The 22,188-nt window shown below is 37.4% G+C and carries 15 protein-coding genes; 6 read left to right on the forward strand and 9 right to left on the reverse strand.

All coding sequences use genetic code 11. The annotated features are described in order from the left end of the window. Positions 1-7: 7 nt before the first annotated feature. From NQ163_RS05140 to NQ163_RS05165, 6 genes are all read right to left on the reverse strand, one after another. On the reverse strand, positions 8-1,078 hold the full coding sequence (locus NQ163_RS05140; protein ID WP_268189207.1) for a hypothetical protein: 1,071 nt from the start codon (positions 1,076-1,078) through the stop codon (positions 8-10). A 95-nt stretch (positions 1,079-1,173) separates the two neighbouring features. Continuing rightward, a complete protein-coding gene (locus NQ163_RS05145; protein WP_268189208.1) occupies positions 1,174-2,502 on the reverse strand; it encodes a glucoamylase family protein in 1,329 nt (442 codons plus the stop codon). 69 nt (positions 2,503-2,571) lie between these two features. After that, positions 2,572-4,044: a RagB/SusD family nutrient uptake outer membrane protein gene (locus NQ163_RS05150; protein WP_268189209.1), complete on the reverse strand. Its 1,473-nt coding sequence runs from the start codon at positions 4,042-4,044 to the stop codon at positions 2,572-2,574. A 39-nt stretch (positions 4,045-4,083) separates the two neighbouring features. Continuing rightward, entirely contained in the window at positions 4,084-7,050 is a 2,967-nt protein-coding gene (locus tag NQ163_RS05155; protein ID WP_268189210.1) for a SusC/RagA family TonB-linked outer membrane protein, read from the reverse strand. Positions 7,051-7,099: 49 nt separating this feature from the next. Further along, on the reverse strand, positions 7,100-7,966 hold the full coding sequence (locus NQ163_RS05160; protein WP_268189211.1) for a hypothetical protein: 867 nt from the start codon (positions 7,964-7,966) through the stop codon (positions 7,100-7,102). A gap of 637 nt (positions 7,967-8,603) precedes the next feature. Continuing rightward, complete coding sequence (locus tag NQ163_RS05165; RefSeq protein ID WP_268189212.1) at positions 8,604-9,944, reverse strand: hypothetical protein; 1,341 nt, start codon at positions 9,942-9,944, stop codon at positions 8,604-8,606. 483 nt (positions 9,945-10,427) lie between these two features. On the opposite strand from NQ163_RS05165, the gene NQ163_RS05170 reads away from it, so the two are divergent. Together NQ163_RS05170 and NQ163_RS05175 are read left to right on the forward strand one after the other, a co-directional pair. Then, on the forward strand, positions 10,428-13,307 hold the full coding sequence (locus NQ163_RS05170) for a helix-turn-helix and ligand-binding sensor domain-containing protein (protein ID WP_268189213.1): 2,880 nt from the start codon (positions 10,428-10,430) through the stop codon (positions 13,305-13,307). A gap of 157 nt (positions 13,308-13,464) precedes the next feature. Beyond that, positions 13,465-14,835, forward strand: a complete 1,371-nt coding sequence (locus NQ163_RS05175) for a glucoamylase family protein (protein WP_268189214.1) — start codon at positions 13,465-13,467, stop codon at positions 14,833-14,835. A gap of 394 nt (positions 14,836-15,229) precedes the next feature. Here NQ163_RS05175 and NQ163_RS05180 read toward each other — a convergent pair whose 3' ends face one another. Further along, positions 15,230-16,102 (reverse strand): AraC family transcriptional regulator, encoded by an 873-nt coding sequence (locus NQ163_RS05180; RefSeq protein WP_268189215.1) that lies wholly within the window; start codon positions 16,100-16,102, stop codon positions 15,230-15,232. Positions 16,103-16,349: 247 nt separating this feature from the next. On the opposite strand from NQ163_RS05180, the gene NQ163_RS05185 reads away from it, so the two are divergent. Together NQ163_RS05185 and NQ163_RS05190 are read left to right on the forward strand one after the other, a co-directional pair. Beyond that, positions 16,350-17,576, forward strand: a complete 1,227-nt coding sequence (locus NQ163_RS05185) for a sugar MFS transporter (protein WP_268189216.1) — start codon at positions 16,350-16,352, stop codon at positions 17,574-17,576. Between the two features lie 30 nt (positions 17,577-17,606). Beyond that, on the forward strand, positions 17,607-18,557 hold the full coding sequence (locus NQ163_RS05190) for an ROK family protein (RefSeq protein ID WP_268189217.1): 951 nt from the start codon (positions 17,607-17,609) through the stop codon (positions 18,555-18,557). A gap of 252 nt (positions 18,558-18,809) precedes the next feature. On the opposite strand, the gene NQ163_RS05195 is transcribed toward NQ163_RS05190, so the two are convergent. After that, positions 18,810-18,968: a hypothetical protein gene (locus NQ163_RS05195; RefSeq protein ID WP_268189218.1), complete on the reverse strand. Its 159-nt coding sequence runs from the start codon at positions 18,966-18,968 to the stop codon at positions 18,810-18,812. A gap of 171 nt (positions 18,969-19,139) precedes the next feature. Here NQ163_RS05195 and NQ163_RS05200 point away from each other — a divergent pair, with 171 nt between their 5' ends. After that, on the forward strand, positions 19,140-20,009 hold the full coding sequence (locus NQ163_RS05200; protein WP_268189219.1) for a Cbp1 family collagen-binding glycoprotein adhesin: 870 nt from the start codon (positions 19,140-19,142) through the stop codon (positions 20,007-20,009). Positions 20,010-20,071: 62 nt separating this feature from the next. On the opposite strand, the gene NQ163_RS05205 is transcribed toward NQ163_RS05200, so the two are convergent. Then, positions 20,072-20,431: a DoxX family protein gene (locus tag NQ163_RS05205; RefSeq protein WP_268189220.1), complete on the reverse strand. Its 360-nt coding sequence runs from the start codon at positions 20,429-20,431 to the stop codon at positions 20,072-20,074. A 388-nt stretch (positions 20,432-20,819) separates the two neighbouring features. Here NQ163_RS05205 and NQ163_RS05210 point away from each other — a divergent pair, with 388 nt between their 5' ends. Next, the gene (locus tag NQ163_RS05210; RefSeq protein WP_268189221.1) at positions 20,820-22,118 is read left to right on the forward strand and encodes a citrate (Si)-synthase; all 1,299 of its coding nucleotides are present in this window, start codon (positions 20,820-20,822) and stop codon (positions 22,116-22,118) included. Positions 22,119-22,188: the final 70 nt, after the last annotated feature.

A 22,188-nucleotide genomic window follows, 5' to 3' on the forward strand; every position in this document is an offset into this window, starting at 1 on the left:
TCGCTTGTTATTCCCAACGGATGTTGTCCAGGTAATACTTGTCTGTTGCACCTCCGTCATTTTTCCCTGCATTGAAGAAGAGAACCACTTTGTTATGGTTTTCATTTGCCTGAGAGCTAAAATCAACGGTATACTCAACCCATTCTCCGGTTGTGGTAATATCCATCCAGATTTCATGGGCAGCAGAGGTTCCACCTTCCAGTTTGGCAAGGAATTGAACTGCCTTGTCGGAGTGAATCATCAGTTTCAATTTGTTCTTGGTAGAAAGGTCAATGGCTTTTCCATAGTCAACCAAAAGGAAATCCCAGGCATTTGTTCCGTCATCGTTAAACTCACCAATTTTCTCGCTTTGGTTGATTCCTGATTTGTATAGGTTGTCTATTCCAGCCTCCAGTTTTCCTGTGAACGTATAGTTGTGCTGACATTCAAAATCAGAGATGATGCTCATGTCTTTTTCTACACCTTCACATGGGTCCACAACTATAGGGAAGTCATTTTCAACAAATCGAATGTCATCAATTAGATAGATTTCTTCGCTAGCACCATTATCAGAGCCTGCGTTAAAGAAAAGAACCAGTTTGGTGTTGCCCATGTCAATGGCTTCTCTAAAGTTAAAGGAACACTCTACCCACTCATTGATTTTTTCAATCTGAAAGTCTTGTTCTACTGTTAAACTTCCGCCTTCCAATTTGGCAATCAGGCTTCCTGCTTTGGGAGCAAAAACTTTTATTTTAAGTTGGCTTCGTTCTGTAAGGTTGTATGCAGTACCAAAGTCTACTAAGAGGTTGTCCCATGCCTGGCTTCCATCATCTATGAATTTACCAACCTTATCAGAATTGTTGATGCCAGATTTGTTGGTGTTGTCAATAGCAGGAGCCTGAGTCTCCTTTGTTGCATCTGCACCTATAAAAAAGTTTTGCTGACATTCGAAATCAGAAATAATACTCTCGTCTTTTACTATGTCTGCACAAGGTTCAACAGGTTCAATTATTTCCTCTTCATCAGAAGAACTGCATGCTATTGTAAATGTGGAAAATATTGCAATAATTAAGCTTAATTGTCTCGTTTTTAAAATCATAAGTCAAAATTTTAGGTTTTGAATTGGGTTAGGGAATCCCTGGACAAGAGCATTAAGCTCTTGTCCTAAGGAATATACTAACTAATTGAATTGTGTTATTTTGTTAGGCTAAGGCCTGCTTTATCCAAGGCTATACTTATTTCAGGGGTTTTCATAAAAGTATCCCATATGATACCGGAACGGTAATTTTCTATCATTACAACAATTGGTCCCTGATCAATGGCCAGGTGTGATTTGGCCACCCATCCTTTACTAATGTTGAATGCATCTTTGAAGCCATACTGACCAAAAAGATTGTATTCATCCATTTTTTCATAGAAGAACCTCATGGCATCCAGAGTATATTCAGGTGTATAAACAATAGACGAGATGGCTGCAGTAGGGGTGATGGTTCCATTGTCATTATTTGGAGCATGTGCCATATAACCACCAGGAGTGTCACTTGCGGTTAATCCCCAGCAATTCTCTCCATAATAACTGTAAGTGCTGTGATTACTGATACACCACTGACGGTTCAAAAGTGTCTGCTTTTTATTTCTTTCAAAGTAAGACGAATAGCCGGCCAATGACATGTGTTGATCCGTGATGTGAGGAGTTAATCCCAAATACGAATAATGTGTAAAGAATAGAGGTCCTCCATAATCATTACGTTTTGTTGGATCTAATTCTCTAACGTAGTTGTTTCCAATCCATCCTTTTTCATAAACACTTTTGTCTATTGGATGAGTAGGTGATGCCAAAGCCAGGATATAAGCAATGTGAGTTTCGTTAAATGAACGCAAAGGGAGGTTCATTTCAAAATGATAGTTAGGAGACCAATGCCATAGCAGGTATTCTCCCGATTGGGCAAACCAATCCCACTCAACGCCTTCCCACAGTCGGGTAATGGTTGCTCTAAGCTTTTGTTCCTTTTCGGTTTCTGCATCAAAATACTCTCTGGCAGTCAACATTCCCTGTACCAGGAAGGCTGTTTCTACAAGATCAGCACCATTATCTCTTGGTGAGAAAGGTATGGTTTCTCCTGTTGTACCACTTAACCAATGAGACCATGCACCATGATAACGAGTCGCTTTATTCTCCAGGAAATCTGTTATTTTGATTAGGCGATCTACAGCTTGCTGGCGGGTGATATAGTTACGTTCAACACCTGCAACGATAGCCATGATCCCAAAACCGCTTCCTCCGCTTGTTACCGTGTCAGGTTTCTCGTTACTACGTTCACGAGCCAATCCGGAAATCGGGTGTCCGAAATCCCAAAAGTAGGCAAAGGTTTTCTCTTGAACGATGTCGATAAGTTCTTCATCGGTAAGCTTAGCTTCAGGCTCTACTTCTTTATCAGGATAAATTTCATCAGAGCTACTGCTCGAACAGCCAATGATCAGGCAAAGTGAGAGTAATAGGTATATTTTGATTAAATGTGACATTGCTTATTTGTTTTAATAGGTAGTTGTCTGCAGGAGCTTTAAGGCTCCTGCAGAATTTGACCATGAAATTTAGTAACCGTTGTTTTGCTTTAGCATTCCTTCACTTAATTCTATCTGACGTTGAGGAATTGGGAACACTTCGTGCTTTCCATCTACAAAGTTTTTACCGTGGGCACGCAGGACTTCACCAGCTCTTCCCTGGCGAACCAAATCGAAGAAACGATCATGTTCCATCCCTAATTCCACTCTTCGCTCGTGCCAGATTTTATTTTTTAGATCATCACCAGTTGCATTAGGTAATCCCACTCTTGAACGAACTTTGTTCAAAGACTGTAAAGCCTGACTTGCTTGCCCCAATTCGTTAGCAGCTTCAGCATTAATTAGAAGAACTTCGGCGTAGCGGAAAATTCGAAGGTTTTTACTGGTTTCCCAATCATTCCCATTGAATGTTTCCTGAGTTTTACTGAAGTAAGCTTTTTCATTGTAACGAGGGTTTGGTGTTTCTGAGTTGATAACCACTCCATCCCACATGGTTTCAGCAGGGAAAATGATGGTTGCCTCTTTTCTGGGATCTCCGTCTTCATATGCTTTTTCCAATGATTCAGAAGGAGTGTTGAATCCCCATCCTAGTTGACCACGAACACCCTGACAAACTGCATAGCCCTGAATTCCTTTGTTTGGGTTTGTTCCAGAAGCCTGCACTTCAAAAATCGACTCTGTACTGTTTTCACCGGACTCTCTCCAGATGGTTGCATAATCGCTTACCAAAGCATATTCTCCTGATTGCATCACTTCATTGGTTAAGCGTAGTGCTTCACTCCAGTTTTTCTGATACATGTATACTTTTGCAAGGAAGGTTTTTGCAGCTCCTTTGGTAGCACGTCCTAAATCGTCCATGCTCATTTGGCTTCTTTCCTGAAGATGTGTTACTCCAAATTGCAAATCGGAAATAATCAGCTCATAAATTTCTTCTTTGCTTGCTCTGGTTCTTCCATTAGCAAGATCCTCTGGATTACCTGCATCAGGTAGCTTGTCAATTTTAGGAACACCACCAAAACATCTTACAAGTGTCCAATAATAGTATGCTCTTAAAAATCTTGCTTCACCTTCCAGTCGATTTCTTAAGTTTTCATCGATTTCCAGGTTTGGGATTACATTAAGCGCTTGATTTGCGAAAGAAATACCTCTGTAATTAGATCCCCAAATTTCATTAAATGAGATGCTGGAAGCTGTGAAATTAAAATCGTCCAATTCATGTTTGTCTCCACCGGTATCGCCAGGATCACTCCCTTTATCGGCATCATCAGAGGTAATACTTGAAACTCCAATCCATGAAAATGTGTGTTGGTCCCAATTCTGTAAATTGCTGTATACGGCATTTACAAGTTCGGTAGCTGTATTTTCTGAACTTGAGAAATAATCTTCAGGAGTTTGATTTACCTGTGGATCTATCTCAAGAAATTCATCGCTGCACGCTGCGGTCATTAGTAACAAAATGCTCAGTAGGCATGCAATGGTTATATCTAAAATTTTGTTGTTCATTTTTTTTTAGTTTTTCAATGGTTTGACCTTTGTGTCGCATTAAAATGTAACATTAACTCCAAACAGATAAGTAGCTGCAGTTGGATAAGCATTTAGCTCGATACCAGCATCAAGTGCTCCTCCTGGCAATTCAGGAGTATAACCACTGTACTTCTGCCAGATCACCGGATTTGTTGCACTCATGTAACATCTCACATTTTTAATTCCTACCGAGTTAACCCATGATTTAGGTAAGGTGTAACCTAGTGTGATATTGTTGATTTTGAAATATGAACCAGACTCAACATAGTAAGATGAAGCAATAGGAACACCATTGGAAGCTCTCGGAGTTGTGTTGGATGGATTATCAACAGTCCATCTGTTAGCTAAGGATGCTTCTATATTTTCGTTCCCCCATCTTTGGGCTTTTTTTCCGTTGTAAACCTTGTTTCCTGAATTTCCATAGAAATCGATTTGAAAATCGAAGTTCTTGTAATTGACCCCGGCATTGAAACCATAATATAGTTTAGGCTGATATGACCCCATGTAAACACGGTCATCATCATTTAAAACACCGTCGTTGTTAGTGTCTTTGTATCGGAAATCACCTGGTTTTGCATCAGGTTGAATTTTACCACCATCTTTGTTTACGTATGCATCAACATCGCTTTGCGACTGGAATATTCCATCGGTTTGGTACACCCAGAAACTACCAATTTCTTCACCTTCTTCGGTTCTGGTTGTTACCTGTCCGTTTCCTAAGCCTCCTGCAACAATAGGAAGACCGCTGGCAACATTTTCAATGGTATTTTTGTTGTGTGTAAGGTTTACTCCAAAAGTGAAAGTAAGATCTTCATTTACTTTTTCTCTCCAGTTTACTGATAATTCGAAACCTTCGTTACGGATGTCAGCCATATTGGTCAAGTAGCTGTTAGCTCCGAAAATCTGATCCAAAGGAGCATCGATTAAAGCATCAGAAGTTAATTTGTTGTAGTAATCCAACTCACCAGTAATCTTATTGAAGAATGAGAACTCCAATCCAAGGTCATATTCAGTGGTAACCTCCCATTTCAATCCAAGGTCTTTGATTCCTTCTATTGTAGTACCATTAACTACGGTTTGAGTTGCCCCAAAAACATACTGTTTGGTAGCCATTGTGTAAAGAAATGCATTGGATCCGATGTTGTCATTTCCAAGCTTACCCCAGCTGGCTCTTAGCTTTAAATTATCCAACCAGCTAATGTCCTGCATGAAATTCTCTTCTGAAATTCTCCAACCTAAACCTACAGAAGGAGAATTTCCCCAACGTTGTTTTTTAGAGATTTTTGAAGAACCATCACGACGCATGGTAGCAGTCAGCAAATATTTATTATCATAGGCATAGTTGAAACGACCGATGTATGAGTTTCTGGTATACTTATCACCTCCGTTTCCGTTGGTTGCAGAGGTAACATCTCCTGCATCCAGATACCAGTATTGAGTTTGTTCCGGAACATCTTGTCTAGATCCACCTAACCAACTGGTCTCGGTTTTTTCTGCAGTGGTTCCTGCCATTAGTTTAAAATCGTGCTTGTCACCCAATTTGAATTCATAGGTAAGGATATTATCCCAAATCCAGGTTGAATATTCGCCTCGACCAGCAGAAAGTGATGAATGCTCACTTTTTTGGTTAGGAGATACTTCGTACTTAGGAGTATAGCTTCTATCCTTTGAGTAAGATGCATCAACACTAAATGTAGATTTGAAGCTTAAGTTTTTCATCAGTTCCAGCTCAGCAAACAAGGATCCTTGAATACGGGTTCCCCAATTGCGGCTATTGTTGTAATGAAGGGTGGCTGCCGGGTTGGCTACATTGTTTTTGATTGTGTATCCAAAGTCGCCATTTTCATCTTTAACAGGAACTGTTGGTGACTGACGATAAGCATCGGTAAATGTTCCAAAAGGAGCATTATTTGATTTGTATCGGCTAATGCTAAGGTTATTTCCCAGCTTGATTTTATCAGTAACCTGGTAAGTATTATTCAATCGCATTGATAGCCTGCTGTAATCATTTGTTTTCAGGATTCCCTGATCCTCCATATATCCCAGAGAGAAGAAGTAAGTGTTTTTTTCACCTCCTCCGTTAACCGACAGGTTGTGCTCTTGAGTGAATGCCTCTCGAGTAATGGCATCCAACCAGTTTGTGTTGTATTTGATTTTAGATAAATCGTAAGGTGCTTCCTGGTTGTCGTAAGCTGCAGCTTCGTTTGAATATTCAGCGAATAGCTTGCTGTTAGCCATCTCAACCTCGTTAATGATTTTGTGTACCCCAACTTTAGAGCTAAAGTTCACTTCCATTTTACCTTTAGATCCGGATTTTGTTGTGATAAGAATCACACCATTTGCGGCTCTTACACCATAAATAGCAGCTGAAGAAGCATCTTTAAGGATGTCCACGGAAACAATATCTTCCTGATTGATGTTTCGTACATCACCGGTTACAATCCCGTCAACCACGTATAATGGGTCTACACCGGCTTTCATACTACCAATTCCACGGATACGTACCATTGGAGCTGAACCAGGAGCACTTGAGTTGACAATTTGTACCCCGGCTAATTTCCCTTGTATCGATTGCATAGGAGAAAGAGAACTAACATTTTTTAGTTCATCTCCTTTTACTCCAACGATAGATCCGGTGATGTCCTTTTTGGTTTGTACCCCGTATCCAACAACCATGACTTCTTCAAGTCCTGTTGTGGAAGCTTCCAGTATTACGTCGAGTTTAGCCTGGTTGTTTACAGCAACCTCCTTGCTGATCATACCAACGAAGCTGAAAATTAAGTTTGCATTAGGAGCAACAGAAATGGTGTAGTTGCCATCAATATCGGTTGTTGTTCCTGTCGTAGTACCTTTTACGACAATACTTACACCAGGTATTCCCATTTCATAATCCTGGGATGTTACTTTTCCTGTTACTGTAAGGTTTTGTGCCCAGATGGCGCTAGAAAACAGCGTCATAAGGATGATGAGAAGATTTTTTTTCATTAGGAATTGTTATTTAGTTTGGTTATACTCTAACTGATTCGTTTTTGTTTTAAATGTATAAGGTAATTGGGCTTTCAATTTGAGCGGCCACATCAATCACGTTTACATCTAACTTGGTTTTGGTTATATCCATTTTGATTTCGAAAGTGTATTTGTGATTGGCAGTCAGTTCAGCGGTTGAAAAAGTTTTATTAATCGTAGGAAGTACGCCTTCAGCATCAACCAAATTGACAACTACCGTGTAAGTGTCAGTTCCATAATCAGCGATGGTGGTTGCCGGAGGAGTTGTCATTTTCAGATCAGCAATAAAATGTCCTGTGCGAGTTTCTGCAGGAGTATATTTCAGGTGTTTATCAGCCCATGATGCTTTTACCTCAGCTTCAATTGTTTCATAGCCTGCAGGAATTCCCGCATCACCAGCCTGAATAAAATCAACGTCAATCAAAACTGTTGTTTGTAGAATAGCAAAAGATAGAGTTGTTACACTGTTTTGTGTAACTGTGAAAGGATTGTAAACACCTTTATAGAAGGGAGTATCCCATCCGGCACCTCTATAGTCAGAGTTGCCATCTCCATCGATAACTCCAATCCATCCAGAGTCAATGGTAAGATTAAAGTTGTCTCCTGCTGGCATTAAAATTCCTTCAGCAGGAAAAGTTCCTAGTTTATACGAGCTGTTGTTGTAGTCAGTACCTGTAATAAAGACTCCAAAATCATTGGTTTCCATTCCATACACAGTACTAGCTTTTGTAGCATTAGATTCTGGTACAACATCCATGGAAACCTGAGGAGTGATTTGTAATGTTCCTGTTGCACTTTCTTCTGTCATGTCATGTTCCGAGCAAGACGAGAATAGTAAAATAGAAGCTGTAAAAAGACTTGCTATTAATTTACGGGTTTGTGGTAAGGTTTGCATAAATCAAAAATTTTAGTTGAAATAAATAATGGGTTAATTCGATTCGTTGCTTTGTTTTTACAGCAACAAATATTGGAGGAATAGAAGGTGAAAAAAAAAAAACGACCCAAACTTGAGCCAAACAGCTTTTAAGTGGGGTGTATTGTGGTTGATAAAGGCTTGTGAAATAGGGCGGTTGTGTGTTGGTGGCGATTCGTGAAAAATGTGTGTAAAATCACCGATGTTGTGGTAATGTTGTAGGGTGTTTTTTAGTTTAAAACCTTTTCGATCGCTGTTTTTATCGTGAAGGAAGAAATAGAAAGGCGGCAGTGTTTTACAGAATTATTTGTGGCAATCAGAATAGATGCTTCCATTATTTCCTGCTTTTTGAAATGTCCAAATTCGACTTTTACAGGTGTAAGGAGAGAGGCTAAGTAAATAGAGGTTGAGAGAGGAACCGACATAGAGGTTTTCTACTGTCATAAATAAATGACTCCTCTGGTTTTGCTATATGAAATCAGATTGTAGCAATACTTTCGCTACAATCTGATTTTTTCTATTGTATTTAGAATATCTCAAATGGCAGATTATCTCTGCTAAAAAATGTATATCTGCCCTTTTTGATTCTAAATAATTGTTCTTTGGGTTAGAAGCCTTGCTATTGTCCTAAAATAGACGAGTTAAGATTGCAATTTGTATAGAAGAATTGCGCTCCTAAATTGTCGGGAAGTGTGGCAAGTCCGTAAAGCATTGTAGAGAAATCTACCGCTTGAATGTAAGAACATCTCAAACTTGTGTTTAAGCGACTGTATCTCCATAGTACTTTTTTGGAAGGGCTTCCTGGAAGACTGTAAACAGAAGGGCCGTTACCGTTGTCGTAAAGGCTGATCAAGTCGTTCGTGCTTTGTGAATAGATTGGGATAAAACCTGCAATGATATGTGGTGAAACTATTTGTTGATTGTTTCTATCTATGGCATTCGCAGAATAACCACCTCCAGGATTTTCTCCAGCTCCTAATCCCCATTCATAACTATTAATTCCGGGAGATATTTTGGTCCAAAACAGGGAGTCAGACTTTCGAAAATTGTCGAAATAAGTCATGTAGTCAGAATTATTTTTGAAATAATTGCAATAGTAATAGGTAAATAGAGGAATAAAGTTAGAGACAAAACTCCCATCAGAAATTAAATCAATTCCCCAGTAATTTTCTGGATGAATAAATGCTGATGAAGGAGAAGCATAATGAGAATTCCAATACGTTTGTGACTTTAAATATCCCGCATTGGAAGAATCTACATTTTTCGCGAGCCATGCTACAATCATGTATTCATTATAGGCTCCTGTCGTAGCACTACCATTTCCGAATTCATCCAATACCATATAGAGTTGTTGTCCATCAGAAGATATGGCTGCTGTGAAATCCATATTGCTTAGTAGTAAATTGATTTTATTTACAATAGATGTATTGTTGGAATAGTAATTTTTGCAGAATATCAGTCCCATTGCGAAAATGGCATTGTCAATAGTGCTGTATTCTTCACTCCAGCTGCCATCTTTAAATCCTGTGTTTACATTAAAATAGCGACGAAATAATCCATTGGTATTTGTTGCGCCATTGTTTTTAAAATTTAGGAATGTGTTTAATGTGGAAGTGACCAGGGTTTCACTGGTGTTTTCCCAATTAACAGCATCATTTGTTTTTTTATACATTGAATCTGCAATGCAAAGGGAGATTAGGCCTACTCCATTAGCAGCGATAGAGCCTGGTTTGTTGTATGCATTGTTTAGTGCCAATGCATCAAGGTATACACCATTGGAATTTCGCATTAACTTGATTGCATGATAGCTATCTTCAAATAGCTTATTTACTATTGAGTTTGATGATTTTGCTTTTTTAGTCGTAGCTTCTTGGATAGAGAGATCTGTATTGATGTAATCATCCTTTTGGCATGAATACAAACAAACCCATACCATTAAAAAAAGAATTGTTTTTTTCATCGGTTTTAGTTTTGTAGTTTATAAAATATTTAATTTTCATGCTCTTAGATTCTATGCCCACATATTGGCATGATGAAAAAGCATGAAATAGCAGAGATCTTACAATTGATTAGTTTCTAGATTCATTATTTGTATTGTGTGCTTGTGGAAGTAAATATTTCAGGATATGTATAGAAATAAAAAAAAAGCACCCCAACTTGAGCTTAACACATGTTAGTGTCCGGGGATGTTGCTCTAACTGTGCAGCATTGCAAAGGGATTTGCAATGTGAAAAAAAATGGAATAGGTTAAATTCTGAAGGATTGTTGTGTTACTGTTGTGGTGTATTTTTGCGATTAAAAACCTTTTTAGAGTATATTTGGCACTCGGATAAGAAGAAACCTAATATTTAGTTTACGTAGAAAGATATATCTACTATAAAAAGTGACATTGGAAAAACAATATATTGGTTGTTCTTAATTACTCCAACATTAATATATGTCTATGAAAACCCGCAATAACCGAATCCTGATACTATTACTGTTTTTTTTATGCTTTTTTGGATTGCATACTGGAAAAGCCGGTACCAAACACCTGTTAATGCCATTTGTGAAGAATTTTTCCAAATTGGAATATCACGGGGCAAATCAGAATTGGGATGTTTGTCAGGGAATTAATGGTGAAATGTATTTTGCCAATTCAGATGGATTGTTGGAGTATGATGGTGCAAGCTGGAAATTGTATCCTTTGCCAGCCGGACAACTTGTTCGTTCTGTAACTGTGGATTCTGCCGGACGTGTTTATGTTGGTGCTCATGAAGAGTTTGGGTACTGGAAGAAGAATAAACAGGGACAATTAGAGTATTTTTCATTGATTGATCTCGTAGAGGTTCATCAGCTTCGAAATCAGGATATCTGGAAGATATGCGTTTGGAATGGCAAGGTTTACTTTCAATCATTTGCCGAAATTTATGTGTACGATGGAGAAAAGTTGACGACCATTAATACTCCGGCTAATGTTTTTTCACTCTTCAAAATTAGAGATCGCCTATTGGTTAGTATCCAGCATATGGGCTTATATGAATTTCAGCAAGATTCATTGGTTGCCTTAAAAGGAACAAACCAGTTAGCACCGAAGACAATTAATATTGCGATCCCCTATGGAGAAAAGGGCATTCTGCTTGGGACTGAACTTGGAGGTCTGTATAGATACGAAGATGAACAAATGACTCCATGGAAAAATGATGCAGATGAATTTTTGAAGAATTTTCAGCTTAATAAAGCCGCAACGGTTTCCATAAATGATAAGGAGTATTACCTGTTTGGAACTATAACTCAGGGTTTGGTCGTTCTTGATAAGAATGGTGGAATTTATAGCCATATTACTAAAGGTCATGGCTTGCAGAATAATACGATTCTTGGAATTAAGGTAGACCAGTATAATAATTTATGGCTGAGTTTAGATAATGGTATCGATTTTATCAACTTGAATTCATCTTTTCGTTACTACCATGACAGAAGCGGAGAGTTAGGTACCGTGTATAGTGCTGCCATATTTAATGAAAAATTGTATCTGGGGACAAATCATGGTTTGTATAGTGCCGTTTGGGATGCCAACTTATTGCAGCTAAAGACCGACTTTTCTCTTGTTAAGAACACACAAGGTCAGGTTTGGAATCTGAAAGTAGTGGATGATGTACTTTTTTGTGGACACAATAATGGAACATTTCTAATTTCTGCAAAAGGTATCAAGCGCATTTCAAATGTTTCGGGAGGTTGGATTCTAAAAGAAGTTCCCGGAAAGTCGGACATGTTAATCCAGGGAACCTATATTGGCTTGGTTATTTATAAGAAGAGTGGAGGAGTATGGAGAATGTCTCACATGGTGAGAAGCTATCATGAGCCAACCGAGTTTCTGGAGTTCGATTATAAAGGAAATCTATGGACCAGTCATGCCTACAAGGGACTGTATAAGCTTACACTGAATTCAGATTTGAGTGCTGTGCTAAAAAGTGAATACTATAATAAAGAGAACGGACTTCCGGACGATGCAAATATCAATGTCTTCAAGGTGGATCAGCAGGTGGTTTTTACTACTAAGGGAGAATTGTTTTCATATGATTACAATCAAGAAAAACTTGCCTCTTTTACCAAGCTAAACGATGGTTTGAAAGATTTTAAGGACGCTCATAAGATTATTTCCATTGATAACAGAAATTATTGGTTCTTTAAAAAGGGGAAATGTGCACGTGTTTTAATGGATCATGGAGAGATTCAGAGTATCGATGCCCTGTCTTTTCAATTGTTAAGAGGAAGTACTCTGGATGGCTATGAAAATATTATAGGCCTGGGACGAGGTGATTATTTGATTTGTCAAGACGCTGGTTTTTCTATTTTTTCATCTCATCAAACCGATAAGGCATTGTCACTGCACAATCATAAAGTGATGTTGCGAAAGATTACCTGCAATTCCCAGACCTCAAAGTTACATGAAGCATTAGATCTGGACGGGGGAAGTGAAATAGCCAATTCAAAAAATAATATGAGCTTCGAATTCGCACTTCCGGTTTACCGTTTTGCTAAATTGAATTACCAATGGAAGTTGGAAGATTACGATGTGTTTTGGTCCGACCCTTCGGATCGTACTTTGGTGGATTATTCAAAACTGCCTCATGGCAAGTATACATTTAAGGTGAGAGCGACTGACAGTTATGGTAGTGTGTCGAAAATCGCATCTTATTCATTTACCATATTGCCTCCCTGGTATTTGTCAAGGTTGGCTAAAATCATTTATTGGATTCTGTTTTTTGCCCTTATTGGTGGATTTAGAGTAGTTTACTATTATAAACTCGATAAGCAGAAGAGGAAATATTATTTGAAACTTCAGGAGGAGAATGAAGAGAAGATCATTAAGCTAAAGAATGACCATTTAAGGGAGGAAATTGAGAATAAATCGAAAGAGTTGGCCAATTATACCATGATGGTGACCAAAAAGAATGAATTGCTCAACCAGTTAAAGGAAGAGTTGGATAAGCTGGGGGCCTATGTGATTGCTGCAGCTGCCAAAAAACGAGTTGCTGCCATTAATAAATTGATCCAAAGGGGAATTTCCAGTGAGGATGAATGGAAAGTGTTCAATGAGAATTTTGATAAGGCCAATGAAATTTTTCTTCAAAGTCTGAAGGCTGATTTCCCTGAGCTTACACCCAATGATCTTCGGTTTTGTGCTCTGCTTCGGATGAATATGACTTCTAAGGAAATAGCCAATCTATTGAACCTTTCACCGCGTAGCGTAGAGGTGAAAAGATACCGCTTGCGTAAAAAACTTAATCTGGAACACGAAGAGAATTTGGTGGAATTTCTGATGGGAATGAAAAAGGAATAATTTTACTTTTAAATGAAGCATTTGTCTTCTTTTGAACTAAAGCTTGTTGATTTTCATAAGAAATACCTGACTGGAATTGTGTTCAGTTATAATCATATGTGTGGTTTTGTTTTTGATATGTCTGCAAAATATATTTTGAATTACTAAAAAAGATGATATGAATTTATTAGCAAAAAGCAAAGAGTATGTTAAGAATTTAACTATTTATCTAGTTTTAATTTTTATGATGATCGGTTGTTCTAATAGTAAAATGGAACCTTTTTCTCCTGAAATACCAACAGAGGAGGAAGAGATTGAAAAAATATCAACGGATGAACTTTTGGACCTGGTTCAAAAGAGAACATTCAATTATTTTTGGGATTTTGCAGAACCTAATAGCGGGTGTGCTAGAGAACGTTCTCAAGATGATTCGTATGACGGTAATTCACCTCGATTGGTAGCTACAGGTGCTACAGGATTTGGTATATCGTGCTTTCCTGTTGCCGTTACAAGAGGATGGATAACACGGGAAGAGGCAATAGGCCGGATGAATAAAATATGTTCTTTCCTGGAGAATTGTGACAGTTATCATGGTGCATACGGGCACTGGTATTATGGTGATAATGGCCATATCAGACCTTTTTCAGGGCAAGATGATGGAATTGATTTGGTTGAGACTGCTTTTCTTATGCAGGGTATGTTAATCAACAGACAATTCTTTAATGGTGAAAATCAGACCGAAATTGATCTTAGGAATCGAATTACTGCACTTTGGGAAGCTGTTGAATGGAATTTCTTCGATTCGGGTGATAACATTTTATCATGGCATTGGTCACCAAATCATAATTTTGCTATGGGGCATAAAGTTGGAGGTTGGAATGAGGCTTTGATTGTTTATGTTTTAGCTGCAGCCTCTCCAACGCATACAATCAATAAAGGAACATATGAAAATGGTTGGTTTGAAAGGGGCGGTAAAATGTATAATAATGGTAGATTTTACGGCATCAAGTTACCATTGGGAATAGATTATGGTGGGCCAATGTTTTGGTCTCATTATTCATTTATTGGATTAGATCCTAGAAATCTGGAAGATCAATATGCAAATTATTGGGAACAAGTTACCGCACATGCCCGCATCAACTATGCCTATTGTAAAGCGAATCCTAAGGGGTATGAAGGTTATGGTGGCGATAGCTGGGGGCTGACATCAAGCGATAATTACTCTGGATATGGAGGTCATCATCCTGGAAATGATGTAGGGGTAATAGCACCTACAGCAGCATTGGCATCATTCCCTTACACCCCTGAGGAATCGACAAAGGCTTTGGAATATTTCTATTATAAAATGAATCGCAAGCTGTGGGGGACTTATGGTTTTTTTGATGCTTTCTCTGAGCATTACGATTGGTATTCTGATGGTTATATTGGTATTGATCAAGGACCAATTGTAGCTATGATAGAAAATTACAGAACTCAATTGCTTTGGAATCTTTTTATGGCCGATCAAGAAGTTAAAGATGGACTAACAAAATTGGGATTTAGTTTTTAAGATAATTATTAAGACTTAATTGTTTCTTGTATAGTTATATATACTCCTTGTAAGTGTATTCTTATGAGGAGTTTGCTTATAGTTTGAATTCAGCTTCATGATACATGATGCGACATTATCCTTCAATTTTAATATACCCAGCAGCAATTGAGAAGGAACTACCTGTTATGCCATTATAAATTAAGTGGGGAACGATTGGTATGAATTATGGTATTTTATTGTTTAATCAGCTCTCCAATTCTAATTTATCTTTAATAGTTCAATATTGAAAACTCACCTAATGGGTACTATCGAATCAATATGTAATTCGGATTGATTTGAGCAACAATTTTAATATAATTCAGACTTGCCAAATAACAAATTCGCATAATTGCAAAAGCCAATTATCCACCTGTTACTTATCACTTGTAAATTGCCTTCTCTGCTCATTTGGCGCTTGTCCTGTATGAGTCTTAAACTGCTTGTTAAAATAGGATGGACTATTGAAACCACATTCGTAGGCAATTTGTGCAACGGTTAATTTTCCTTCAGCCAGCAGTTTTTTTGCATAGTTAATCCGCATTTCATTTAGGAATTCCGAGAACGTCTTTTGCGTTTTATTCTTAAAGAATCGGCAAAAGGCGGTTTTACTCATATTGGCAATTTTAGCGGCTTCTTCCAATTCGATTTTCTGATGAAAGTTCTCACTAACGTATTCGTATATCTTATATAGTTTTTGATTACTACTTTGCTTAAAGGATTCTACGAAACTGTCCGACGCCAAATATTCCAGATCTTCAGATTGAGCTATTAATTGAAGAATTTGTAATAGAATAATTATCCTTTGTGAATAATCTGAGCTATGTAGATTTTGTAGCAGTTGGATAATTTTGTACTTGGTACTCCCGTCGATACGAATTCCTTTAAATGAATTGATTAGCATTTCTTTGATTCTTTTCATCTCAGGCAATAAAAAGAATTCTTTACCAAAACTATCTTCTTTGAAATGGACTACCCATGCAATCACTCTTTCTTCTGATTCTTTGCTATAAAACAAATCATCATTTTTCATGATATGAGGCGTATTGGGACCAATAAAGATCATGTCACCATCATTAAAATGATCGATACAATCGCCCACCACCAGGGTGCCATGGCTTTTTTCAATGAATATCAATTCATACTCTGGATGGTAATGCCAAGGTACTTCAATGTGTGGTAGTACATCAATTTTTGAACGGAATGAATGTTCCCTTTTGACCGAAATTTCTTCTAAAACTAATGACATGATTGTATTATTTTATCAGTTAAAACAAGCTGTATTTATAAAAACTGCTAATATGTTTTTATTTGGGATGTTGAATTCCCATTTGATACGTATTTTCTTAATGGTAATAATGTATTAGCTTATGTAGTGGCTTAGTATAGTGTTGATGCAAATATAGTACAATTAAATGATAAAATAGTAAAATGCATTTACTGGAAAATCAAAGAAATTTGTCTTGCAATAACTCAAACGATTGAAATAATAAGATATGGTATCAATAAGTACAAATATCAGCTCGGAAAAAACCGGTGCTAAAGGCGGAATGAATTATAAGGGTGCATTGGCATTGTTAACTTCATTATTTTTCATGTGGGGATTTTTAACCTGTATGAATGATATTCTAATTCCTCACTTAAAAGGATTATTCGATTTATCAATTACGCAGGCAATGCTTGTGCAGTTCACATTTTTTGGAGCTTACTTTTTAATGTCCTTGCCTGCTGGTTGGATTATTGGAAAGATTGGATATAAAATGGGAATTGTAACAGGATTAACAATAGCAGGTATTGGGGCAGCAATGTTTTTCCCGGCGGCCAATTTCTTATCCTACGGATTCTTTTTGTTTGCATTATTTGTTCTTGCATCGGGCATTGTTGTATTGCAGGTGGCTGCAAATCCGTATGTAGCAGAATTGGGTACACCTGAAACTGCATCGAGTAGATTGAATCTTACTCAGGGATTTAATTCACTAGGAACAACGGTAGCTCCAATTTTTGGTGCCTGGTTAATTCTTGATAATACTGCCACTGATAGTGTAGGGAAGGCAGAAGCAGTTCAGATGCCTTATGTAGGTTTGGCATTGGCTTTAATCTTAATTGCAGTAATTTTTGCATTTGTAAAGCTTCCTAAAATTCAGGATGCCGAAGAAGAAAAAGCTGAAGGATCAGCTTGGAAGTTTCGTCATTTGGTTTTAGGAGCAATAGGAATATTCACATATGTTGGAGCCGAGGTTGCAATCGGTAGTGCTTTGGTGATGTACTTTGGTGATGAGGGCTTACATTTATTTGGTGAAGCCGAAGCAGCCACATATGTTTCTGTATTTTGGGGAGGTGCCATGGTAGGCCGATTTATTGGTTCTGTAGTAATGCAAAAAATATCGGCAGCCAAAGTGTTGGCATTTAATTCAGTTATGGTTGTAGCTCTAATTTTAATTAGTATGATGACAACTGGATATGTTGCGCTATGGAGTATTGTATTGGTTGGATTATTCAACTCAATCATGTTCCCAACTATTTTTACCTTGGCAATTGATGGATTAGGTAAACATACCAGTCAGGGATCAGGGATCTTGTGTCTTGCTATAGTAGGTGGAGCAGTTGTTCCAATGATTATGGGTATCTTGGCTGATAGCTTTGGTCTAGCTAATTCTTTTGTTGTAGCAATTTTGTGTTATGCATATATATTGTATTACGCATTAAAAGGACACAAACATTAGGACATTTATTAATAGAAGAGAAGTATTGAAATGAAGGAAGTTGCTTTAGGAATAGATATAGGAGGAACCAATACTGTTTTTGGATGTATTGATAGTGAAGGGAATTGTTTGGTTACAGGCAGCATACCAACACAAAACCATGATGATATTAATAAATACCTTGATGATTTATTCGAACTTGTTCAGATTAAGTTGAAGGAGTACGAGGGTGTTTTAAATATCATTGGAGTTGGAATTGGTGCACCCAATGCAAGTTATTACACAGGTACGATTGAAAATGCTCCGAATTTAAAGTGGAAGGGAAGTGTTCCTTTGGTTGATTTGGTTAAAGAGCGTTTGGATGTTCCGGTAATGATTACCAATGATGCCAATGCTGCCGCCATGGGAGAAAAAGTATTTGGTGCAGCAAAGGACATGAACAACTTCATGGTAATAACACTTGGTACTGGATTGGGAAGTGGTATTGTGGTAAATGGAGATTTATTATACGGTCATGATGGTTTTGCAGGAGAAGTTGGTCATATGATTGTTCGCAAGAGTGGACGCGAATGTGGATGTGGAAGAAAAGGCTGTTTGGAAACCTATGTTTCAGCTACCGGAGTAAAGAGATCGGTATATAAATTATTGGCAAGACATTTAGGTGATAGTGAACTTAGAGATATTCCTTTTAGTGAGCTAACTGCTAAAATGGTTGCCGAAGCAGCTGGTAGAGGAGATTTGGTAGCAAACGAAACGTTTGCCTATACTGCTCAAATGCTGGGTGAAGTTTTGGCCAATGTAGTAGCGGTTACCAGTCCAAAAGCAATTTTCTTGTTTGGAGGTCTTGCCAAAGCTGGAGATATCTTGTTTGAACCAGTAAGAGAAACTCTAGAGAAAAATTTAATGCCTATATATAAAGGTAAAATTCAAGTACTGCCTTCAGGAATTAAGGATAATGCTGCCGTATTGGGGGCTGCTGCCTTGATCTGGAATAAGAAATAAGAATTAAAAGATAATCGATTGCCTTCGGAGTTTTTCGAAGGTACACCCTCCAGCCTGCCTTGTGCAGGCTTTTTTTTTGAAAGATATAAATAGTAGAAAAGTGGAAAAGTAGAAAGGTGGAAAAGTAGAAAGGTAGAAAAGTCAAAGGTCTTCAGCTGTCGAAAATCAGATGCAAGTTTCAATACACAAGTTGTAAGACTCAAAACCCAAAACGCATTCACATCTCCGTTTTTTACCTTTCACCTTCTGACTTTACACTTGAAACTTGCGACTTGCAACTGATCGCTGATTGCCCGTATCAACCAAATCATTTTCATTCTTTTTGGTAATTCTCACTTCAGGATGCATGTATTTGTAGAATCCTTTTCTACAAAGTGTGGAATCTTTACCACAGGTTTTTGTCATAACCATCTTCCATATTTTAATGTGCCAAAAAATAAAAAAGAGCTAAAGTGTAAGATTATCAGTATTTAAGTGATTTTTGTGATTTTCTTTTGGCATGAAAAATATTTACGGCACAGTATTCTCATATGGTATTTGTGAATTTGAATTGATGTAAACCTGTTTAAAAAATTAAGAATTATGAGAAAGTTAGTATTTGCATTATTAGTGTTACCATTTTTTACAGCTTGTAACCAAAAAGAATTAAAACAACTTCGTGAGCAGAATCAACAGTTGACTGTAATGGCTCAAGAGAAAGATTCTACTATCGATGAGTTTGTTGAGTCGTTTGATGTTATTGCAGCAAACCTGAATATCATTAAAGAGAAAGAACAGATCATTTCTGTTAATGCCAATGAGAATCCTTCAGTTGGACAGAAAGAACAAATGGTAAATGATTTGAACCTGGTTCGTGAGTTGTTGGAAGAAAACAGAGCTAAAATTGAAAGCCTGGACAAGAAGTTGAAGAACAGCTGGTACCAAAACTCGAAACTAAAGAAATTGGTTGCTGGTTTAAAATCACAAGTTGAAGAGAAAGATGCTTCTATCGCAGCATTATCTGATCAAATTGCTCAATTGAACGTTGAAGTTGAAAACTTGAATGGACAAGTAACTGAGTTGAATGGTACTGTTGTAGCATTGAACACCGAGAACGAAAACAAGGCAAAAATTATTGAAGAGCAAACTACTGACTTGAATACAGCACACTACGTGATTGGCGATATCAAGGAGTTGAAAATGAAACAAGTGGTTACTAGCGAAGGTGGATTATTAGGAATTGGTTCTACAAACAAATTGAACCAAAAAATCAATCCGGAAAACTTTAACCAAATTGACATTACCCAAACTACAACAATTCCAGTTTCAGGTAAAAAAGTTAGCCTGGTAACTTCACACCCAAGTGATTCTTACAGACTAGAAGGAACAGAAAAAGAGATTGAAGCAATTACAATCTTAAATCCTGAAGAATTCTGGAAAGCTTCAAAATACTTAGTTGTTGCAGTGAAATAATATAATACAAACAGAGCTTGTATTCAAAAGCATCCCAATTAGGGATGCTTTTTTGTTATATCCTATCTAAACACTTTTCCATCGTATATTCTCGACACTACCAATAATACCATCGCTATTAAGGCCATCATATATTCTCCATCCTGTGCAATAATATGGGCAAAAAAAGCAAGTACAAAATCGAAGAAAAATCCGGCGTAAGCCCATTCCTTTAATAATTGCGATTTTTTAGATAGTATGGCAATCAATCCTAACAGTTTGGCTACAGCTAAAGGATAAATTACAAAAGTTGGGAATCCTAATTTCAGAAAAGTTGCACTCACCATTTCGTAATTCATAAAATACATGCCTGCCGACATTAACATTAAGGCAGTAAGTAATCCGGTTACGGTCCAATAAATAATTTTATTTCGCTTTTCCATTGTGTTTTTATTTATACCATTAATATTAAAAAGTTATTTAAGGATAATGCCGATAGATATTTAAAGAACAATAATAAATGGAATGAAGTTGTTGATCTCCCGATGATTATCGGAATTAAATACGAATCGGTATTAAAATGATTTTAGTTAATGTGAAGATATAATTATTGTATTGGATAAAATGTTAAGCAATTGCTAAACTGTAGTAAATGTAAGATGGCCGACAAATAAATTTGATTCATATGTTCTGTTTCATGATAAGCAAATAAGCTATTTAATAGCGAATCTGTCTGATTTTTCGTAAATTAAAGAGACTCCCTTTATCTATTAAAAATGCAGTAATGCATACTTCTGTTTTGGATTTTGTTACGGTTTAAAGTTGTTGGATATGTCCATTTTAAGAAATGAAATTAAGAATAACCTCACTCAATTAAAGGATGAAATAGATCAGATTTTTGCAGGAGGAAGAGATACTGTTCTTTCCGAAGTTACGGTGGGACAAGTGTATGGTGGAATGAGAGGATTAACAGCATTGGTTTGTAATACTTCCTTTGTTGATCCGTACTCGGGGCTTCACATTGGTGATTATACGGTTGAGGAACTTGCCGATAGATTTCCCGAAGAGATATTCTTTTTGTTGTGTACAGGAAAATTGCCGGGGGCAGATTTTTTGTCGGAGTTTAGGAATGAATTGAATGAAAGAGCTGGTGTACCTCAGTATACCTGGGACATGTTAAGGGTGTTACCAAAGGATACACACCCTATGAGCATGTTAAGTTTGGGAATTTTATCGATGGAGCACGAATCGGTATTCAAGAAGAATTATTTAAAAGGCATTACTAAGGCTGATTATTGGAAATATACTTTAGAGGATGCTTTAAATGTAATCGCCAAATTACCCGAATTGGCAGCAGGCATTTATAGAATCAGGTTTTGTGATGGTAAACTAATTGCCAGAAATCCAGAATTGGATTGGGCTGCAAATCTTGCATTAATGCTTGGCTTACCTGGTTCGGGTAAAGAATTCGCATATTTGATGAGACTTTACCTGGTTTTGCATTGCGATCATGAAGGTGGTAATGTGAGTGCTTTTACTTCAAGAGTTGTGAATTCGGCATTGTCTGATTTGTATTATGCGATTTCGGCAGGATTAAATGGCTTGGCTGGTCCGCTTCATGGCTTGGCAAATCAGGAATGTTTACGATTTATATTGGCGATAAAAGAAAAGTGCGGTGATAATGTGAATGAAAATCAGGTGAAACAATTTGTATTGGATACTTTGGATGCAGGAAAGGTAATCCCTGGTTATGGTCATGCAGTTTTAAGGGTAACTGATCCAAGATTTAAGGAGTTCATGAATTTTGGAAAGCAGTATTGTGCAGATGATGTTTGTTACCAGATTGCTGAAAAGCTGTTCCATGTAGTTCCCGATATTCTAAAGACCTACAAAGGAGGAAAGGTAGCTAATCCATGGCCAAATGTGGATGCGGCTTCAGGATCCTTATTGTATAGGTATGGTTTGAATCAGTTCGATTATTACACAGTTTTATTCGGTGTTTCAAGAGTTTTAGGTTTTTGTGCACAGAATGTTCTGGCCCAAGGTCTGGGGCAACCCATCATTCGTCCCAAGAGTGTTACCAACAAATGGGTGGCAGAAAAACTAATGGAAAATAGGGTGGATTCTTGAATTGATTTCTGTTTATCGATTTAAGCAGAAGCGTGCTCCTATTGAGAACTGGAGCATGCTTAAATTATAT

The organism is Marinifilum sp. D737 (assembly GCF_026672275.1).
Taxonomy (GTDB): Bacteria; Bacteroidota; Bacteroidia; order Bacteroidales; family Marinifilaceae; genus Marinifilum.